Origin of the sequence: Chitinophaga rhizosphaerae (genome assembly GCF_003958645.1) — a bacterium.
Taxonomy (GTDB): domain Bacteria; phylum Bacteroidota; class Bacteroidia; order Chitinophagales; family Chitinophagaceae; genus Chitinophaga; species Chitinophaga rhizosphaerae.
In genome coordinates, this window is the sequence record NZ_RXLO01000004.1 from 459,407 (window position 1) to 477,211 (window position 17,805).

Annotated in this window: 13 protein-coding genes; 5 read left to right on the plus strand and 8 right to left on the minus strand. The window is 56.2% G+C overall.

Going from position 1 to position 17,805, the window contains the following annotated elements:
- The first annotated feature begins 5 nt into the window (after positions 1-5).
- Positions 6-380 (plus strand): response regulator transcription factor, encoded by a 375-nt coding sequence (locus EJ361_RS12450; RefSeq protein WP_126245943.1) that lies wholly within the window; start codon positions 6-8, stop codon positions 378-380.
- Here EJ361_RS12450 and EJ361_RS12455 read toward each other — a convergent pair.
- Together EJ361_RS12455 and EJ361_RS12460 are read right to left on the minus strand one after the other, a co-directional pair.
- Positions 377-1,822, minus strand: coding sequence for a capsule assembly Wzi family protein (locus tag EJ361_RS12455; protein ID WP_126245944.1), 1,446 nt, complete (start codon positions 1,820-1,822; stop codon positions 377-379). The two genes, EJ361_RS12450 and EJ361_RS12455, sit on opposite strands and share 4 nt — an antisense overlap.
- Before the next feature lie 250 nt (positions 1,823-2,072).
- Positions 2,073-2,978, minus strand: coding sequence for an SDR family NAD(P)-dependent oxidoreductase (locus tag EJ361_RS12460; RefSeq protein ID WP_126245945.1), 906 nt, complete (start codon positions 2,976-2,978; stop codon positions 2,073-2,075).
- A gap of 47 nt (positions 2,979-3,025) precedes the next feature.
- Here EJ361_RS12460 and EJ361_RS12465 point away from each other — a divergent pair, with 47 nt between their 5' ends.
- Entirely contained in the window at positions 3,026-5,173 is a 2,148-nt protein-coding gene (locus EJ361_RS12465) for an alpha-L-fucosidase (RefSeq protein ID WP_126245946.1), read from the plus strand.
- 131 nt (positions 5,174-5,304) lie between these two features.
- Here EJ361_RS12465 and EJ361_RS12470 read toward each other — a convergent pair whose 3' ends face one another.
- Both EJ361_RS12470 and hflX read right to left on the minus strand, forming a co-directional pair.
- Positions 5,305-5,649, minus strand: a complete 345-nt coding sequence (locus EJ361_RS12470) for a Rieske (2Fe-2S) protein (RefSeq protein ID WP_126245947.1) — start codon at positions 5,647-5,649, stop codon at positions 5,305-5,307.
- Positions 5,649-6,839, minus strand: coding sequence for a GTPase HflX (gene hflX / locus EJ361_RS12475; RefSeq protein WP_126245948.1), 1,191 nt, complete (start codon positions 6,837-6,839; stop codon positions 5,649-5,651). Before hflX ends, EJ361_RS12470 begins: the two co-directional genes overlap by 1 nt.
- Before the next feature lie 149 nt (positions 6,840-6,988).
- On the opposite strand from hflX, the gene EJ361_RS12480 reads away from it, so the two are divergent.
- Positions 6,989-8,950 (plus strand): S9 family peptidase, encoded by a 1,962-nt coding sequence (locus EJ361_RS12480; RefSeq protein WP_240646620.1) that lies wholly within the window; start codon positions 6,989-6,991, stop codon positions 8,948-8,950.
- A gap of 66 nt (positions 8,951-9,016) precedes the next feature.
- Positions 9,017-9,802, plus strand: a complete 786-nt coding sequence (locus EJ361_RS12485) for an enoyl-CoA hydratase-related protein (protein WP_126245950.1) — start codon at positions 9,017-9,019, stop codon at positions 9,800-9,802.
- Between the two features lie 132 nt (positions 9,803-9,934).
- On the opposite strand, the gene EJ361_RS12490 is transcribed toward EJ361_RS12485, so the two are convergent.
- Positions 9,935-10,627 (minus strand): porin family protein, encoded by a 693-nt coding sequence (locus EJ361_RS12490; protein WP_126245951.1) that lies wholly within the window; start codon positions 10,625-10,627, stop codon positions 9,935-9,937.
- A gap of 249 nt (positions 10,628-10,876) precedes the next feature.
- Between EJ361_RS12490 and EJ361_RS12495 the strand changes: the two genes are divergently transcribed.
- Positions 10,877-13,831: a PAS domain S-box protein gene (locus tag EJ361_RS12495; protein ID WP_164714206.1), complete on the plus strand. Its 2,955-nt coding sequence runs from the start codon at positions 10,877-10,879 to the stop codon at positions 13,829-13,831.
- Here the strand turns inward: EJ361_RS12495 and EJ361_RS12500 are convergent.
- From EJ361_RS12500 to EJ361_RS12510, 3 genes are read right to left on the minus strand one after another with little or no spacing between them, the layout of a single operon-like run.
- Positions 13,828-15,519 (minus strand): sensor histidine kinase, encoded by a 1,692-nt coding sequence (locus tag EJ361_RS12500; protein WP_126245953.1) that lies wholly within the window; start codon positions 15,517-15,519, stop codon positions 13,828-13,830. The genes EJ361_RS12495 and EJ361_RS12500 overlap by 4 nt on opposite strands.
- A complete protein-coding gene (locus EJ361_RS12505; RefSeq protein ID WP_126245954.1) occupies positions 15,516-16,619 on the minus strand; it encodes a sensor protein KdpD in 1,104 nt (367 codons plus the stop codon). Before EJ361_RS12505 ends, EJ361_RS12500 begins: the two co-directional genes overlap by 4 nt.
- Positions 16,620-16,658: 39 nt before the next feature.
- On the minus strand, positions 16,659-17,735 hold the full coding sequence (locus tag EJ361_RS12510; protein WP_126245955.1) for a porin: 1,077 nt from the start codon (positions 17,733-17,735) through the stop codon (positions 16,659-16,661).
- Between the last annotated feature and the right edge of the window lie 70 nt (positions 17,736-17,805).

Consider the following 17,805-nt stretch of genomic DNA (forward strand, 5'->3'; position numbering starts at 1 on the left):
CAGTAATGAACAACACCATCCTGCTCATTGAGGATAAGCCCAGCTTGTCCGACGCGCTGAAGTCACTGCTCGAATTGCACCAGTACACGGTTGCCACGGCAGCCAACGGAGAAGAAGGGATTCGCGCCGCACGCAAACTGCGGCCCGGCCTGGTGATCAGCGACATCTACATGCCCGTGCTCAACGGCCTCGATCTGCTCGACAGTTTCCGTGACGACCCTGCCTTGCAGGATATTCCCGTGGTGATGCTCACCGCGCGTTCGGAGATCGACGATATCCAGCAGGCCCTGGAGCGGGGCGCTGCGGGTTATGTCACCAAACCGTTCCTGTTCAAAAATTTACACGCAGTCATCCGGGGGATCTTCGAAAAGCAGCTCTAGCGGCGGGCGGGCGCGAACAGCCATTCCACGCCCAGCATAAAACCTGCGGTTTTGCTCATGTCTCCGCCATCGAGCCCCACGGCCCCTGTGAGGGTGAGGCCGGGCACCGGCGCGCTGTAGCGCACCTGTTGCAGCGCATACCATTGGCTGAGGGGCGCTTTGATGGGCCCGGGATCGTAAGTCCCGAAATTCCTCGTATACGTCAGCATCGTTTTTCCCTGCAACATGCTCCCGACGCGGTACAACGCCCCCAGGTGCATGCCGCTCACCCGGTTGTTGATGATATTCCAGCCTTTGTTCCGGATCACGTTCCATTTCTCGCTGTAATCGAACGGCTGGATGTTGCCGAAGTAATGTTGTCCGCGGCTGCGGTTCACGAAGAGCGGCGTCCCGATGATATGGTTTTCGTATTCCCAGCCTGTGAGGTAGACGCCGTTGTTGTAGTAACTTTCGCGATACTGTTTGGGGTGCCAGTTGTTCATTTTTTTGGTGGAAATCCACTCCACCGTGGCCTGGAGCAGCACGGCGCCTTCCCGTTTGTCCCGGAAACTGAGGCCCATGAGGTGATCCGTATTCTTAAAATCGACGCCCTGGCCGGTTTCGAACGGGGTTTGATTGTAGGCGCGCAGCGCGAAGTTGTCGTTCTCCCATTCCAGTCCGCCTTCCAGCACGCCGCGATGGTCTCCCGGGCGGTTTGGGCGTACCTGGTCGGTCAGCACCGTTCCGTCATCCCCTTCTTTAACCAGTACTACATCCATGTAGTCTTTGAAACTGCTTTTGATCTTCGGAAGGTCTTCCCGGTTGCCTCCCCATACGGCGTAATGCTGGATGCCGCCGTATGCTTTCAACTTCTTTTTGCCGATCCGCAGGTAGAAATTCTTTTCGTGGAGGAAAGCATATGGGATGAACTGGTTGCGGCCCATCCAACCGTGACTGAATTGTCCTTTTACCTGCAGCCAGCCATTGGTGAAGGGGACGGGGACGTATTCCTTCAAGCCGATGCTTACTTTGGGAATGGGGAGCGCGTTGCCGCTCACGCCCAGCGAGCCCGACGATAGCTCGGGGGCTACGTCGCCGATGATTTCTTCATACCGGCCAACCCGCAATTCGAGTTTTTGGAATGCGAATTTGACGAAGGCTTCTTCGAAGAAGTTCCGGCGGAAGTTGTTATTGTTGTACAGGCTGAATCCGTATTGGAGGCGCCAGTTTTGTCCGGCGCCGAAAGTGTGTGTGTTGGTGGCGCGGATGTAGGTGGACAGATCGGATTTGCGATCGGAGATGGTCCCGAATTTGTTGGCCGTGAGCCAGAGGGGCTGATAGCCCTTTGTGGCGATAGTGGCGCGTGTGCCCGTCCGCACTTCGAGCGAGTCGGCAAACTGCGCGTGGATGGCGGAAAAGGGCAGCAGTAAAGATATGGTAATTGCGATGCCTGCCGTTTTCATAATATGTCGTATGTCTTACCCGGCAAATTAGCATGGATCCGGGTTGGATTGGGCTACTTAAACCAGTATAATCGTGAATCAACAGCGGTAAAAGGGTACTTATGGGAGGAATGGGGATCGGAAGGGTGTCCATTCCCGGCGGATTTGTTTTTGCGCTATTCCGTTTTTGGTGCGCGCCTGGGTCGGGAGAGCCTTTCGCTTTGTAATTGGTCAAGTACCAAACAGTCGACTTGATGAACGTGAAGAACCTTTAACTCCCAAATTTCCTGGCTACCCTATGATATAGCGGTGGCGCCCATTTCCGGAGATACCATAATAACCTTTCTTCGCGGGCGATGATAACGTGTTTCCGCTTTCGGGCGATTGCGGAGATCATTTTCATTGCGCATACTTCGACAGGAATCCCCTTCTCTTGCGCTGCATCCATTTTACCATGAGGCTCCCCGCTGCCACGAAGGGCGTTGAGCGAAAGGGAAGTCTTCACTCTGCCAGGACTGATGATGGTAACATGAAACCCCGGAACGGTATGCTCCACTTGCAATGACTCGAAATAGCCCATCAGCGCGTGTTTCGCGGCAGAATAGGCAGTTCGGCGCGGCACACCCATCAGCCCCGCCATGCTTCCGGTCACTACTACCTGTCCGCCATTTGCGCGAAAATGTGGCAGGAGCGCCTGTGTGAGCAAGGCCGGTGCAAAGAAGTCCAGCCCGAGTATCTGGCGGAGCACGGCTTCGGAGGTTTCTTCCGCGGAGGCGCGCTGGCCGATGCCTGCGTTGTTGATCAATATATCGACCCTGCCGTAAATATCGATCGCTTGTTCGGCCAGACCGGAGAAGCTGTTTTTTGTTGGAGGCGAACCGGAAGCCGGGCCTGGATGACCTGTTTGGCTGGAATGATCGTTGCCGGCAAAGTCAGTACCGCCGGACTGGGGAACCGAGAATTCCCCCGTCGAAAGATCAGCCGGCAAAACAGCCACCGTACCCGCACACCGCGCCTTCACCTCAACCAACGCCTCCGCATTCCGCGACGTCAGGATCAACCGGGCTCCCAGTGCCGACAACCGGATCGCCAAAGCCTCGCCGATCCCGGACGATGCGCCCGTAATCCAGATGACTTTTTCACTAAAACTGATCCTATTTTGTCGCAAACCGGTCATGTGACGAAAGGTATACTTTTTTAAGAACGATTTCCTACTTTGCTATCATGAAACGATTTTTTTGTATCATAACCGCCTGCCTCGGCTGGATCCATTCCGCTACAGCACAAATAGAACCCTCCGCCCTGCAGCAATGGCGCGATCGTAAATATTCCATGTTCATCCACTTCGGCGTTTACAGCAAACTGGGCGGCGTGTGGGAGAACAAACAGATCAGCCGCGGCCTTAGCGAGCAAATCCGCGCACATGCCGCCGGATTGTATAACGACGCCTACGAAAGCGTGGCACAGGAATTCAATCCCGCACAATGGAACCCCGATAGCATCGCGATCCTCGCAAAACGCGCGGGCATGAAATCTGTCGTGATCACATCCAAACACCACGACGGATTCGCACTGTGGGATTGCGCCTACACAACATTCGACATCATGGATGCCACGCCCTACAGGCACGACATCCTCCAAGAACTTTCCGAGGCCTGTCGCCGCCAGGGGATCGCTTTCGGACTGTACTTCTCACTGATCGACTGGCACTTCCCGCCGGCCATGCCCATTTCCGGCAGCAACTCCGATTCCATCCCTCCCGCACACCATACGTACAACATGCAGCAGATCACGGAACTGCTGACGAAATACGGCCCCGTTTCCGAATTATGGTTCGACATGGGACAAATGACCCGCCAGCAAAGCGGGGAAATGCGCGCATTGGTGCACAAACTCCAGCCCAATTGCATGATCGGCAGCCGCATCGGGAACAACCAGGGCGATTTCACCGTCATGGGCGACAACCAGGAACCCGATTACATCATCGGCGTGCCCTGGCAAAGCCCGGCCTCGTTCTTCCACGAAACCTGGGGATACCGTTCCTGGCAGGAGCGTGGCGACATCAACGCCAAGATCCGGGAAAAACTGACGAGCCTCGTGCGCGTGGCCTCGCGCGGGGGCAACTTCCTGCTCAACATCGGCCCCAAAGGCGATGGCACCGTGGTGGAATTCGAACGCGACGCGTTGCTCGCTATCGGCCAATGGCTCAACACCAACAGTGAAGCGATCTACGGTACCCAGCCCGACCCTTTCCATGTACCTTTCGACTGGGGCAGCATCACCAGCCGTAAAAACAAGCTTTACCTCCACCTCATGAACCGGCCCGCCAACAATACCATCGTACTGCCCGGTCTGAAAGGCAAGGTAAGCGCAGCTCGTATCATCGGCGGCCCTGCCAGGGTGAAAACGTTCGATGGAAAAGACGGCCTTCACATCCAACTGCCGGAAACCCTCGATATGAGCGGGCTTTTCCAGGTGCTGGAGCTCACTTTACCCAACGGCTACACCGTTCCCCCGGCCAATATCCGCACGATGGCGGCAGGCCTCGTGCTCGACAATTCCAACGCCTTCCCCTATTTCAGCAACGCCACCATCGACTATAATACCAGCTTCACCAGTACGATCCGTAACGCCTGGGCGCTCGAACCCCAGCGCAGCGGCGCTTTCCGCCCTACCTTGACCTACTCCGAAGAAGAGAAAGGCCGCACCATCGACCTCGAACTGGGCAACAAAACCACACCCGTTCTCCTGGATGGCGGAAAAGCTGAACCACTGAATAACGATATCGCCAGCCTGCAAACCGGCCCCATCCACATCCTGGGGCCCCTGTATTCCGGCCCCGGCGGCACACATGGCTCCCTCGCACAGGTAGACCCTTCCAAACCCTGGCCCCGGCAAGACGGCAAAAACTGGGTAGCCCATCCCGAATGGAAAAACGGCACCGAATACGCCATTGATGCGAAACGGCCCGCCGGCGCCATGACCGCCCACTATCTCCTCCAGGAAATAACCACGCCTTCCGCCCGGAACGTACTCGTAAAGCTCACGAGCGGCGATGGCATCATGGTTTTCCTGAACGGCAGGCAGCTCCTCATCCAGAACAACCCCTTCCGCAAGGAAAAATTGGACCACTACGTGCTGCTGCCTTTGCAAGCCGGAAAGAACCAGCTGGCGGTGAAACTGTTCAACTATTTCCTCAATGCCGTTCCCTTTAATATCGACTTCAACGTTCCCCAGGTCGTGTATCACCTGGAACTGCCGGAGGTCCGCATGCAGAAGGGGGCTTACTTCCCTGTAAGCTGGCAACTCCACAACCCCTCCACACCGCACGATGAAATGGGATTGCCCAATCTGAAACTGACGTTCGAATAGCGCGTTTACATGTATGTCGGCCTATCCTCGCCCGAAGAAATTAATTGAACGGTCATGGCCGCAGTCTATCCGAAAAAAGGCCACGAAAATTTTATGGCAGCGCGCCATGTAAGGGAGATGGTTTAGAAAAATCACCAGCTAAGCCAGCTTTTCTCCATGCCGATGTAGATACCGTCGGCTCGGTACTCGATGGGGTAAGTTCGAAGGTAAAAACCTTCGCCACTGGAATTATATCCGTTCCGCAACGCAAATTTGTAACGGTGCAGGGGGCACACCACATTCCCACGGTCGTCCAGAAAACCGTCGGACATCAGGCCCCCCGCATGCGGACATTTATACGCAAAAGCATACAACTCGCCACCCTGCCGCGCCACACAGATCTTCTTCCCGTTCACTTCCTGAACGGTAATACGCGATTCCTCCGCCACCGGATCGTCTGCACCCGTTAGCCGGTACCAGTTGTACTGCTTCGCCATTAATAGAAGAATTCAGATTTGTAAGGATAACGCTCACGGTACAACTGCATCACTTTCTCCATGATCGTTGTCCGCAACTCCTCGATGTTCCGCCGCTCCGTCGCCGAAACGAACACACAGTTCCCGTTCGTACGATGCTGCCAGCTTTCCTTCAACTGGTTCAGGATGTCGGTTTTCACTTCTTCCGTCAACCACTCGTCGAAAGTCTGCTTCTCGTACAGGTCCATCTTGTTGAAAATAAGAATGGTCGGCTTGTCGAGGGATTTAAGCTCGGTCAGTGTACGGTTCACCACTTCGATCTGGTCTTCGTACTGCGCATGGCTGATATCCACCACATGCAGGAGGATATCGCTCTCGCGGACCTCGTCCAGCGTGGATTTGAAGCTTTCCACCAAATGGTGCGGCAGTTTCCGGATGAAACCCACCGTATCGCTGAGCAAAAAGGGCGTCTGCTCGAACACCACTTTGCGGGTAGTCGTATCCAGGGTAGCGAACAATTTATTTTCGGCGAACACTTCGCTCTTGCTGAGCAGGTTCATGAGCGTGCTTTTCCCCACGTTCGTATACCCCACCAGCGCCACCCGGATGAATTCTCCCCGGTCTTTGCGCTGGGTCAGCGATTGTTTGTCGATCTCGGCGAGGCGCTTTCGGAGGAGGGAAATCTTGTCTTTTACGATACGGCGGTCCGTTTCGATCTCCGTTTCACCGGGCCCCCTCATCCCGATACCCCCTTTCTGCCTTTCCAGGTGCGTCCACATACCGCGGAGGCGGGGCAGGATGTACTGGTACTGCGCCAGCTCCACCTGCACCTTGGCCTGGGCCGTGCGGGCGCGACGGGCAAATATGTCGAGGATCAGGTCGCTCCGGTCGATCACCTTCACCTTCAGTTCTTTTTGAATATTGGATATCTGGGAGCCGGTCAGCTCGTCGTCGAAGATCACCAGCTGGATGTCTTTCCCGGCCACGAACTGCCGTACTTCCTCCAGCTTGCCCTTCCCGATGAAGGTAGCCCTGTCGGGATGCGGCAGCCGCTGGGTGAAGCGTTTCACCGCGGTGGCGCCCGCCGTTTCGGCCAGAAATGCCAGCTCGTCCAGGTACTCCTGCACCTGGGGCTCCGTTTGTTCCTTGTGGATCAGTCCAATCAGCACGGCCCGTTCGTCCGCGGCTACTGCCTGTGTTTTTTCAATCAATGTGCTTGCGAAATTTGTACAAAGTTAATGAATTAGACCGGCGTCCGGCATGAGGCCAAATTTTCCTACATTTATGCCTCACCACAACAAAATCTGATCCAATGCGTAAAACATTCCTGTTAGCAGGTATTTTATTCATTCAACACAGCATGGCACAGCAAACAATGACCCCCGAACTCCTCTGGAAACTCGGAAGGGTAGGCGGAGAAACGGTGCTGGAAGACGGGACCGTCGTTTTCGGCGTTTCCCGGTTCAGCCTGGAAGACAATAAAAGCGAACGCAACCTGTATTCCATCGCCCTCACCGGCGGCGCTCCCAAACAGCTGACTTCCGCCCCCGGCGGCGAATCGTTCGTGAAATCGCTGCCCGGCGGCAAAATCCTCTATAGCTACAAAGGCCAGCTCTGGGAAATAGACAGGGACGGCACCAATCCCGTCCAGAAAACGAAGGTAGACGGCGGCCTGCAGAACGTCCGCATCTCGCCCGACGGAAAACATATCCTCTTCTCCCGGGAAGTCGAAATGGAAAAAGTACTGGCGAAAGACAAATACGCCGATCTTCCCAAAGCCAATGCCCACATTTACACCAACCTGAACTACCGCCACTGGGACACCTGGGAAGACGGCAAGTTCAACCACGTTTTCTTCGCCACCTTCGACGCCGCCTCCGGGGATGTAGGTACGCCGACCGACATTATGGCGGGGGAGCCGTTCGACTGTCCGCAAATGCCTTTCGGCGGCGCGGAAGATTTTATCTGGAGCCCGGACGGGTCGCAGATCATCTACGTTTGCAAGAAAAAACACGGTAAAGACTATGCCGTAAGCACTAATACCGACATTTACCGCTATACGCTGGCCACCCAAAAGACCGAAAACCTCTCCGAAGGCATGAACGGGTACGATGTTGCGCCGCAGTTCAGCCCCAATGGCAAGCAGCTCCTGTGGCAAAGCATGGCCAACGACGGGTTTGAGGCGGACAAAAACGACGTGATCGTGCTGGATATCGCTTCCGGCAAGAAAAATAACCTCACCGCCAAGTGGGACGGCACCGTTGCCTCGGCCCGCTTTGCGGCAGACGGGAAAACCGTTCAGTTCCTGGCCGCCACCAAAGGCACGGAGCAGCTTTTCACCGTTCCGGTAACGGGCGGCGAAGTGAAGCAACTCACCAGGGGGCAGCATGATATCAACGGGTTCGTAGGCCAGCACGGTCAAACGCTGGTGGTGACGAGAACGGACATGAACCATGCCGCCGAGCTCTTCACCGTTAACCTGAAAGATGGTGCCGTGGCGCCATTGACACAGGTGAACAACGATATTTACGGTAACCTGAAGATGAGCAGGGTGTCTGAGCGCTGGATCAAAACCACCGACGGCAAGGATATGCTCGCCTGGGTGATCTATCCCCCCGATTTCGACCCGAATAAAAAATACCCCACGCTGCTGTACTGCCAGGGCGGCCCGCAAAGCGCACTGAGCCAGTATTATTCCTTCCGCTGGAACTTCCAGCTGATGGCGGCGCAGGGATATATCGTCATCGCGCCGAACCGCCGCGGGATGCCCGGGCATGGCGTGAAATGGAATGCCGATATCAGTAAGGACTGGGGCGGCCAGCCCATCCGCGATTACCTGTCGGCCATCGACGACCTGGCCAGAGAACCGTATGTGGACAAGGCGCGCCTCGGCGCGGTGGGGGCCAGCTACGGCGGATATTCCGTATTCATGCTGGCAGGCGTGCACGAGAAAAGGTTCAAATCGTTCATCGCGCACGACGGGCTGTTCGACCTCCGCAGCTGGTACGGCACCACCGAAGAACTGTGGTTCGCCAACTGGGACATCGGCGCGTATTTCGACAATGCCAACGCCAAATCGTACGAGCAGTTCAACCCCAGCAACTTCGTGAACAGGTGGGATACGCCCATCATGATCGTGCAGGGCGGGACCGACTTCCGCGTGGGCATCGAGCAGGGGCTGCAGGCCTTCCAGGCGGCGCAGCTCAAGGGCATCAAGAGCAAGCTGGTCTATTTCCCGGAAGAGAACCACTGGGTGCTGGGCGCGCAGAACGCCATCACCTGGCAGCGTGAATTCTTCAGCTGGCTGAAAGAAACTTTGTAGGAATTTTCATACTTCGACAGCGGCCCCCGTGGCCGCTGTTTTCTTTTTATCGCAAAAAACCATTCCATGTTCAACTCCTTACTGTACGAGGTCCACCAAAACATCGCCACCATTACCCTCAACCGCCCGGACGTTTACAATGCCTTCAACGACGAGCTCAGTTACGAATTACAGGACGCCCTGAAGCAGGCAGATAAAGACGCTGCCGTGCGTGCCGTGGTGCTAACGGGCGCCGGCAAGGCATTTTGCAGCGGGCAAGACTTGAAAGCCGCCATGGGGGCGGACGGCAAACCCCGTAACTTGGGAGATTCCCTGCACAAGCGGTACAATCCCATCATCCGCGCTATCCGCAATATGCCCAAGCCGGTAATTTGCCGGCTGAACGGCGTGGCGGCCGGGGCGGGATGTTCGCTGGCGCTGGCTTGCGACGTGATCATCGCGTCTGACCAGGCCTCGCTGATAGAAATATTCATCAACATCGCGCTGGTGCTGGATTCCGGCTCGTCGTACTTCTTACCGCGGGCCGTGGGGTATCATCGGGCGTTCGAACTGGCCACCAAAGCCACGAAGCTCAGTGCCACGGAAGCGAAGGAATTGGGCCTTCTCAATAAAGTGGTACCGCTCGCCGACCTGGACGGGGCCGTGGCGCTGGAGGCGGAATTTTACGCAAACGCACCCACGAAAGCCATCGGCCTCCTGAAGAAAATGCTGACCAAAGGCATGACCGAAAACCTCGACGCAGTGCTGGAATACGAAGCCTACTGCCAGGAAATCGCAGGGAACACCGCCGATAACAGGGAAGGGGTGACGGCTTTCCTGGAGAAGCGGAAACCGGTTTTTACGGGAAAATAAGCGCCTGAACGATGATTCTATCGGAGATCAGAAAGTTGCGCACGATAAGTTTTGAGATAGTTCGATAGTCTCCTGACGAAAAATGGCCCCTCAGCAGAGGGGCCATTTTCAAATATAATGGTTCCTTCGGGATTAGAGGCCGGTGAGGGCGATACCGATGGAATACGGCCTGATGTCCAGGTTGGTATTGTCTTTGAACAGCGGGTTGAAGTTCATGGTGCCGAACAGGGCGATGTTACCGTAACCGATACGCGCCGTGCCCGCGAAGCGCCAGGGATTGAAGAACCGCTTGTTCTGCTCCTTGATGATATTCTTGTCGCCGCCGAGCGTGTTCTTGCCCTTGGTATGCGCATTCACCAACATACCCACTTTCGCGCCGATAGCCGCCTTGAAACCTTTGTTGGCGTTGTCGGAATGCTGGCGATAGCGGAATTCCAGGGGAACCTCCAGGTAATTGGTGGCAACCTTGTATTTTTTATACTTGTCGGAGCTGGTGAAGCGCACAGCATTGGAGTTACCATTGCTCATGTCGATCACCTGCTTGTCCAGGAACACGCTGCTGGAAGAAATGCCAAGACCGGCCGCAACGCTGAAATGCTCCTTTGCGATGGGAATATCGTACATGAAAGCGATATTGAAACCGCGGGAAAGCCCCTTCGTTTTCACACTGTCCGGCGCGGATGCCCAGCCGTCATACGAAATTCCGATCACCAGGAAGTCCCTGCTCTGCCGAACCTTGCTCATGGCTGCACCGGCCACTTTATCCTGCGCAAACGTGGTTGCGGATATGCCGAGAATACCCAGCGACAAAATTAATTTTTTCATAATATGTTTAAATGCTTGGCAAAAAGAATATCTGGCAAATTTAATAGAATGCAAGTAAACCAAATGGTTAAAATATTCCAAAAAAATACATAGCTCCCGCCGTGCTTGCCGTACGCCAAAATTCAGTAAATTGTACGGATCAATGCATCGCTTGATGTGTTGGACCGATTTGTAGCCCCCACATACGCCCAATTTGACATCAGCCGATTGAGAACCTTTCGCCGACGCGTAAGAAAAGAGATGCCATACATGAAACGTATCAGTAACCCCGTCATTTTCGTATTTGCGGCCGCCATCGTGTCTGTCGCCTGGTTTACCTGGAGCGCCTGGATGTCTGACGCGGCCTCGATGCGGATGAACGCACGGGTGAGGCTGACCACCGAAAAAATTCGCCTGCTGGAGCAGGTGGCTTACCAGGCCCGCGCCCTCGAAGCCGCCGTGCGGGGCTATATTATTACCGGAGACACGGGGTTTCTCGGCCGGGAAGACCTGTCCGAAGCCCGCCTTCGCGCACCCATCCAAAGCCTGGCCGTACTCGCGGGCGATAACGCCTACGAAGCAGCACAGGTAGACACCCTCCACAACCTCGTGTACGACCGCATCGTGTTCTCCCAATACCTCGTGCGTACCGCCCACGAATCGTCGGTCATGGCCGGCGCCATGGTCCAGACGCGCCATCCCGTTGGCCCAGATCCCCTTACCGGGCTCACCGGCCGCATGCTCGTGGATCAATACGGCCAGTTCAACGACCTCACCGGGCCTGCCTGGTACGACCGCCTGCCCTTCGTGCTCGCCGTCAGCGGAGGCATCGGCGCGGTAATCGTTCTCGGCGCGGGGCTCATGGGCGTGATCCGCAATGTCCGCAAAGCCGGTCTCGCTGAAAACAAACTCCGCGAAAACGAAGAAAGATACCGCCTCCTCATCGAAGACGCCGGCGTTACCCTCTTCACCTCCAACCGCGGTGGATTTTTCACCTACGTCAACAGCAAAGCCAAAGAACTCACCGGGTACGAGCCGCATGAGCTTGTCGGCAAGCAATACGTCGATCTGCTCGACGTTTCCGAGCACAAACGCCTCCGCAAATTCTACGAGCAACAGGCGTTCGACGGCAACCGCGAATCCACCGTCCGCTTCCAGATCCGCCGCAAAAACGGGGAACGGAGATGGGTGGAACAGCATGTAGTATTGCTGCGGAAAAACGGCCTGTTCAGCGGATATCAATGTATCGTGAAAGACATCACCGCCGAAAAAACGAAAGAAGTCGAGCTCATCCGCGCACAGAAAGAAATGGAAACGCTGCATGAAAGGTTCGAATCCGTCCTCTTCAACACACCGAACATCATTTTCATCAAGGATACCCTGGGCCGGTATGTGCTCGTCAACAAACGCTTCGAAACCACTTTCGGCCTCACGCCGGAGCAGGTGATCGGCCGGACAGACCGCGATTTCCCCGAAAAACTGAATGTGGAAACCAGTGCCGAAACGGACCGGAAAGTATTGCTGGAAGAAAAAATGATGGAAGTGGAAGACACGCTCGACATCGATGGCCAGACCCGGTATTTCCACATCGCCAAATTCCCCATCCGCGACCCGCAGGGGCGGGTTTACGGGCTTTGCGGAGTAGCTACGGACATCACCCAGCGCATCGCCCGCGAACACGAACTGATGGCTTCGAGAAAGAAAGCGGAAACGGCGCACAGCCGCATGGAGAACTTCATGGCCAACATGAGCCACGAATTGCGCACGCCGCTGAACGGGATCATCGGTTTCACGAACCTGTTGGAAAACCAGCCGCTCAGCGGCGAGCAGCACGATTATCTGCAGGATATCAAAGCATCGGCGGGGAACCTGCTGGTGCTCGTGAATTCGCTGCTGGATTTCTCCAGCATCCGCGCCGGAAAAATGCACCTGGAAAAAGCAGCATTCGACCCCGCGGGCCTTATCCGGCAAACGCTCGACCGCTATGGCGACCGCGCCACCGAAAAAGGATTGCGGCTGGAATGCGAAATGGAAGACGGTCTCCGGGCCCCGCTGCTGGGAGACGCTACCCGCCTCCAGCAAATCCTCCATAACCTGATCGACAATGCCATTAAATTCACCCACGAGGGCGGCGTTACGCTGGCCGTAAGTTCCGCCCCGCTCGAAAACCGGAAGGTTTCTCTCCGGTTCTCCGTTTCAGATACGGGTATCGGTATCCCGGAAGAAATGCGCGGCAAGGTAGGACAGGTGTTCACACAGCTCGATGTAGGCGATGTCCGCAAATACGGCGGGATCGGCCTGGGATTGGCGCTCACGCGCGAGCTTATTGCGCTGCACAACGGCACCCTCGATGTACAGGGCAACCCCGGCGGCGGCACCCGCATCGAATTTTCCATCCCCTACCAGCTCGATGTGCCGGAAACCATCGCCGATACGCCCATGCCCGACGCCGTGCTGCTGCCGCTTGCAGGAAAACTCATCCTCCTGGCGGAAGACAGCCTGCTGAATCAGAAACTGGCCATCAAGACGCTGAACGGCGCCGGCGCTACCGTAGACCTTGCGGAAAACGGCGTGGAAGCGGTGCGCATGTATGTAGCAAAACCCTACGACTGTATCCTCATGGATATTCAGATGCCTGAAATGGACGGGCTCGAGGCCACGCGCATCATCCGCGAAGCCGGTTCCGCCATTCCCATCATCGCATTTACGGCCTGCGCGCTCAAGGGCGACCGCGAGCGTTGCCTGCTGGCAGGGATGAACGAATACGTCTCCAAACCGTTCGTGCCCAAGGAACTTTTCCAGCGGGTGCTCGAAGCTATCGGCGAACGGTTCCCCGACACCGCGCCTTTCGTGACCGATGCCTGGGAAGACGCGCCCGACGAGATCAAGATCGATCTGCGGCATCTGAAAAGCGTTGCGGAAAATGACAGGGAATATTTGCTGGAAGTGCTGAAATCGTTCATGCAGAACACCGGGCCCATGTTCCACCGGTTGCTGGCCGCCACTTCGGGCGGGGACTGGGAACATGCGGCCAGGCTGGCCAAGGTGCTGTACGCCAGTTTGATGATCGTGCGGATTCACCCGCTTTCCTATAACATCGTGCAGATCCGGCAAAAGCTGGAGGCCAATGCGGAGCCGCTCACCATCCTGTCAGACATCCACTTAGCCATTAAACATTACAAGCAATCGCTGGTGTTGCTGGAAGAAGAAATCCGGGACCTCTAGGCTTTGGGGAGCCGGAACCAGAAATAACTGCCTTTGCCGGGTTCGCTTTCCACCCCGATCTGCCCGCCCTGCGCCTCGATGAATTCCCGGGCGATGGCGAGCCCCAGGCCCGTGCCTTTCCCGCCGTCGGCTTCGGGCACGCGGAAAAACCGTTCGAAAATCTTATCCCGGAAACTGGCGTCGATGCCCTTTCCCTGGTCGCGGACGCCGAACAGCCACATCTTCCCTTCATCCGTCACCGTGAGGTCTACCGTGCCTTTGGGCGGGGAATAACGGATGGCGTTGGTCAGGAGGTTGACAAGTACCCAGGCGCTTTTTTCCGCATCCGCCAGCACAGGCACCGCGGCTGCGGGGATGTCCGTATGGATATCCACTTCTTTTCCTGAAGCCTGCCGGCCCACGGTTTCGAGGGCGTAGCGAAGGATGTCTCCCGGGGGAACGGCCTGCACCTGCAGCGCGATGTTCCCGCTTTCCACCTTCGAAAAATCCAGTAATTCACTCACCATACGGATCATCCGGCGATTATCTTCCCGGATACTGTCCACCAACTCCCGCTGATCTTTGGAAAGCGGGCCGGTACGCTCGTCGTCGAGCAGTTTGAGGCTGAGATCGGTAGCGGCGAGCGGGGTTTTCAGTTCGTGGGATATGGTGGCGATGAAATGCGTTTTGGCGAGGTCCTGCTCCTTGAACGCCGTGATGTTGCGCAGGGTGATGATGTGGCCGATGGTTTCGCGGTTATGGACGATATCGGCAGATTCCCGGAGGAAGAAGTTTTCCTTTCCTTCCGTGACGATCTTGATGGGCGCGGGATTTTTTTCCTGGATGAGATACCGGAGGAGATCGTTATGGCGGGCGGCGTCATCCGCTTCCTTGCCGATGAGCGCGGACTCGGGGAGGTTGAGCAGCTGGAGGGCTTCCGCGTTGGCGAACAGGATGATGTTTTTATTGTCGAGGCCGATGGCCGCGTCTTTCAGGCTGCCGATCACCGCTTCCGCGCGCTGCTTTTCGAACAGGATGCGCGCCAGGTTGCTGTGCTCGTATTCATCGAGTTTCCGGGCCATGCTGTTGAAAGCTTCGGCCAGTTCGCCGAATTCGTCACCGGACCTGAAATGCAGCCGCTGTTCGTATTTCCGGTCGGCGATCTGCCTGATCCCTTCCGTCAGTTCGCGGATGGGATTGGCGATATATCCCGGGAAATTGTACACGAACACGATCCCTACCAAAAAGCACAATCCGCTCACCAGGGCGATGTAGAGCAGGGCTTTGTCGGCCGTATTGCGGGTGTTGTCCTGCTTGGTCACGATGGCTTTCATGTTCACGTCCATGATCCCGGACAGGCTGGCCCGGATGGCGGGCAACCGCGCGGAATCCCCGCGCAGGAAAGCTTCGTAATCCTGCCGGAGCGCGTTGGTATAGCGGGCTTCGCCCGGTTCCGTCACGTTTTTTTCCTGCTTTCCGAGCGCATCGCCGAATTGGCGGCGAGCGGAATCGCTGCCAGACCAGTTTTCCACGACGCGCAGCATGATCCCCGCATATTCCACGGATTCGTAATTGTCTTCCAGGATCGCCGCGGCGGCGCGGTTCACTTTGTTCAGGGAATAATAACCCATTACGCCGACCAGCAGCAGCATGGCGAACAGGAAAAGCACGCCGGCGGAAATTTTCGTTTTTAGCCTCAGCCTTGTCATGACAGGATCACCAGGTCGGTTTCGTGAGCGGATAATGTTTTCAACAATTGATTAAAGATATTGGTTCTCAGCAATAAACCGAAAAGGGTGATATGCGGCTTACCGATGCATACGGTGGTAATCTCTTTCTGCGCCGCCGTTTCCATGATCGCCTCGGCCACATTGGCGTGCTGGACCTGCAGCACTTCCGCCCCCAGTTCCGTCGCCAGTTTGAGGTTATTGATCAGGTGCCGCTGGGCGGCGAGGTTGATGCGGCCCGTACTTTCTTTGGGGGTCTGCACATATAACGCGAACCATTCTCCCTGGTAATAAGCCGCCAGCCGCGCGGTTTTCCGGATCACCCGGCGCGCGGTTTCGTCGTTGGAGGAAACGCAGGCCAGGAACCGTTCGTGGCGCATCTGCCGGTTTTTCGGCACTTCGGCCACCACTTTCCTTTCTACCTGCGAAGCAACTTCCTTGAGCGCGAGCTCGCGGAGCTGGAGGATTTTTTCCGACTGGAAAAAATTCCGCAGCGCCGTTTCCACTTTCCCGGGATCGTAAATTTTCCCTTCTTTCAGCCGGGTGATGAGCTCGTCGGCCGTGAGGTCGATGTTGACGACTTCGTCTGCCATTTGCAGCATGCTGTCCGGCACCCGCTCATGGACCTCCACGCCGGTGATGGCTTTCACCTGGGCGTTGATGCTTTCCATGTGCTGGATATTGACGGCGGAAATGACGTTGATCCCCGCGCGGAGGATCTCCATTACATCCTGCCACCGCTTTTCGTTACGCGAACCGGGGATGTTGGAATGGGCGAGCTCGTCTACTACCACCCATTCGGGCGAAAGGAGTAAAATGGCGCCCAGGTCCATTTCATCCATGAGCTTGCCTTTGTAAAAATTCTGCCGCCGGGGGATGACGGGCAACCCTGCCACGAGGGCCTCTGTTTCCTGGCGGCCGTGCGTCTCGATATAGCCGATCTGGACATTGACACCATTGCGCAACATGGCATGCGCTTCCTGCAACATGCGGTACGACTTCCCCACACCGGCGCTCATGCCGATGTATATCTTGAATTTGCCTCGTCCCGGATTGCCGGGGTGCTGGATTTGTCGTGCCATGATATGAAGTGCGGAGCCCCAAGGGGCCCCGCCTGAATTTTAGAATGAAAACGCCAGCGAAGTGGCGATGGAAAAATTCTCTTTCCGCGGCGAATCGCCTTTGAGGAAAATCTCGTCTTTGCTGTTGTACAATTTCCCTTCCAGCCTGAACATCACCTGGCTCACAGGGCTCACATCGAGGTTCAGCGAATAACCGCTGGTGCGGAAGCCCATGGGCGTTCCCGTGGCGATGATCACGCCGTCTGCATCGTTGTAATATTCATACCGGCCAGCCATGGCGATTTTGTCGTTGAATGCGTATCTGGCGATGAGGATGGGTGCGTACCAGGCATTCATCCCGTCCGTATCTTTTCCTTTTTTCTCCGCCCCGATATCGAACCCTGCGATGAGGCTCAGTTTACCGGTGAGGGCGAATGTTCCGTAAAGATCGCTGAAATAACGCATCTGGCGAACGGAATCGGGTTTGTCGTTCCCGACGAACGTGCTCCAGTTGAGGGTCACCTTCCCGGTGGGCTTGTACGTGATCTGCGAACCGAAACCGGGCGTCTGGTTGGCATCCGGCCGTTTGATCCTTTGCCAGCCGTTGAGGTACATGGCGGCGAAGTACCATTTATCGTTGGGCGTATAGCTGATTTTAGCCCCGGCTTCGTAATACGGGGAATTCTCCGCCAGGACGCTCCGCGTCAGCGTGAAATTGTCTTTCCCGATGGCGCTTTCGAACCCGATGTGCGAGGGCATGATGCCCGCATCCACCCACAAACCTTTCCCGATCCTTACACCGGCATTGGCTTCGTAAATGTGTTTGACCAGTTCCTGTTCGGACGCCATGTTGTATTGGGCGTAGGTGCCGGCCATGATGGCCACGTTCCCACGGACCCTGTCTGCCGAATAACTGGCTTTCAGCATGGCGAGATTGATATTCAACTCGTTATGACGGGCATGGTTATACAGGAAACCCGGCCGCATGTGGTTATCGGGTTTATTGAAGTCGAAAACGTAGTACGCTTCGGCATAGCCGGAGATCGTAAGTTTAGGTTCGGTCTTTTCCGGCGCCTGTTGCGCCAGGGCCGCCATCGATCCGCAGACTGCGAAGGCGGTGAGGAAGTGTTGTTTCATGTTGAAATTAAAATTGAGCTGTTGGTCCGTACCGCGCGCGCTGGCCGGGACTTTCCCGGTCTGCGCCGCA

What these genes read in the sequence shown, in the direction of transcription:
- EJ361_RS12490 (WP_126245951.1), bottom strand. Translation starts at nt 10,627, where the DNA reads ATGAAAAAATTAATTTTGTCGCTGGGTATTCTCGGCATATCCGCAACC.
- EJ361_RS12470 (WP_126245947.1), bottom strand. Translation starts at nt 5,649, where the DNA reads ATGGCGAAGCAGTACAACTGGTACCGGCTAACGGGTGCAGACGATCCG.
- EJ361_RS12505 (WP_126245954.1), bottom strand. Translation starts at nt 16,619, where the DNA reads ATGGCACGACAAATCCAGCACCCCGGCAATCCGGGACGAGGCAAATTC.
- EJ361_RS12480 (WP_240646620.1), top strand. Translation starts at nt 6,989, where the DNA reads ATGGCACAGCAAACAATGACCCCCGAACTCCTCTGGAAACTCGGAAGG.
- EJ361_RS12465 (WP_126245946.1), top strand. Translation starts at nt 3,026, where the DNA reads ATGAAACGATTTTTTTGTATCATAACCGCCTGCCTCGGCTGGATCCAT.
- EJ361_RS12510 (WP_126245955.1), bottom strand. Translation starts at nt 17,735, where the DNA reads ATGAAACAACACTTCCTCACCGCCTTCGCAGTCTGCGGATCGATGGCG.
- EJ361_RS12450 (WP_126245943.1), top strand. Translation starts at nt 6, where the DNA reads ATGAACAACACCATCCTGCTCATTGAGGATAAGCCCAGCTTGTCCGAC.
- EJ361_RS12455 (WP_126245944.1), bottom strand. Translation starts at nt 1,822, where the DNA reads ATGAAAACGGCAGGCATCGCAATTACCATATCTTTACTGCTGCCCTTT.
- EJ361_RS12495 (WP_164714206.1), top strand. Translation starts at nt 10,877, where the DNA reads ATGAAACGTATCAGTAACCCCGTCATTTTCGTATTTGCGGCCGCCATC.
- EJ361_RS12500 (WP_126245953.1), bottom strand. Translation starts at nt 15,519, where the DNA reads ATGACAAGGCTGAGGCTAAAAACGAAAATTTCCGCCGGCGTGCTTTTC.
- EJ361_RS12485 (WP_126245950.1), top strand. Translation starts at nt 9,017, where the DNA reads ATGTTCAACTCCTTACTGTACGAGGTCCACCAAAACATCGCCACCATT.
- EJ361_RS12460 (WP_126245945.1), bottom strand. Translation starts at nt 2,978, where the DNA reads ATGACCGGTTTGCGACAAAATAGGATCAGTTTTAGTGAAAAAGTCATC.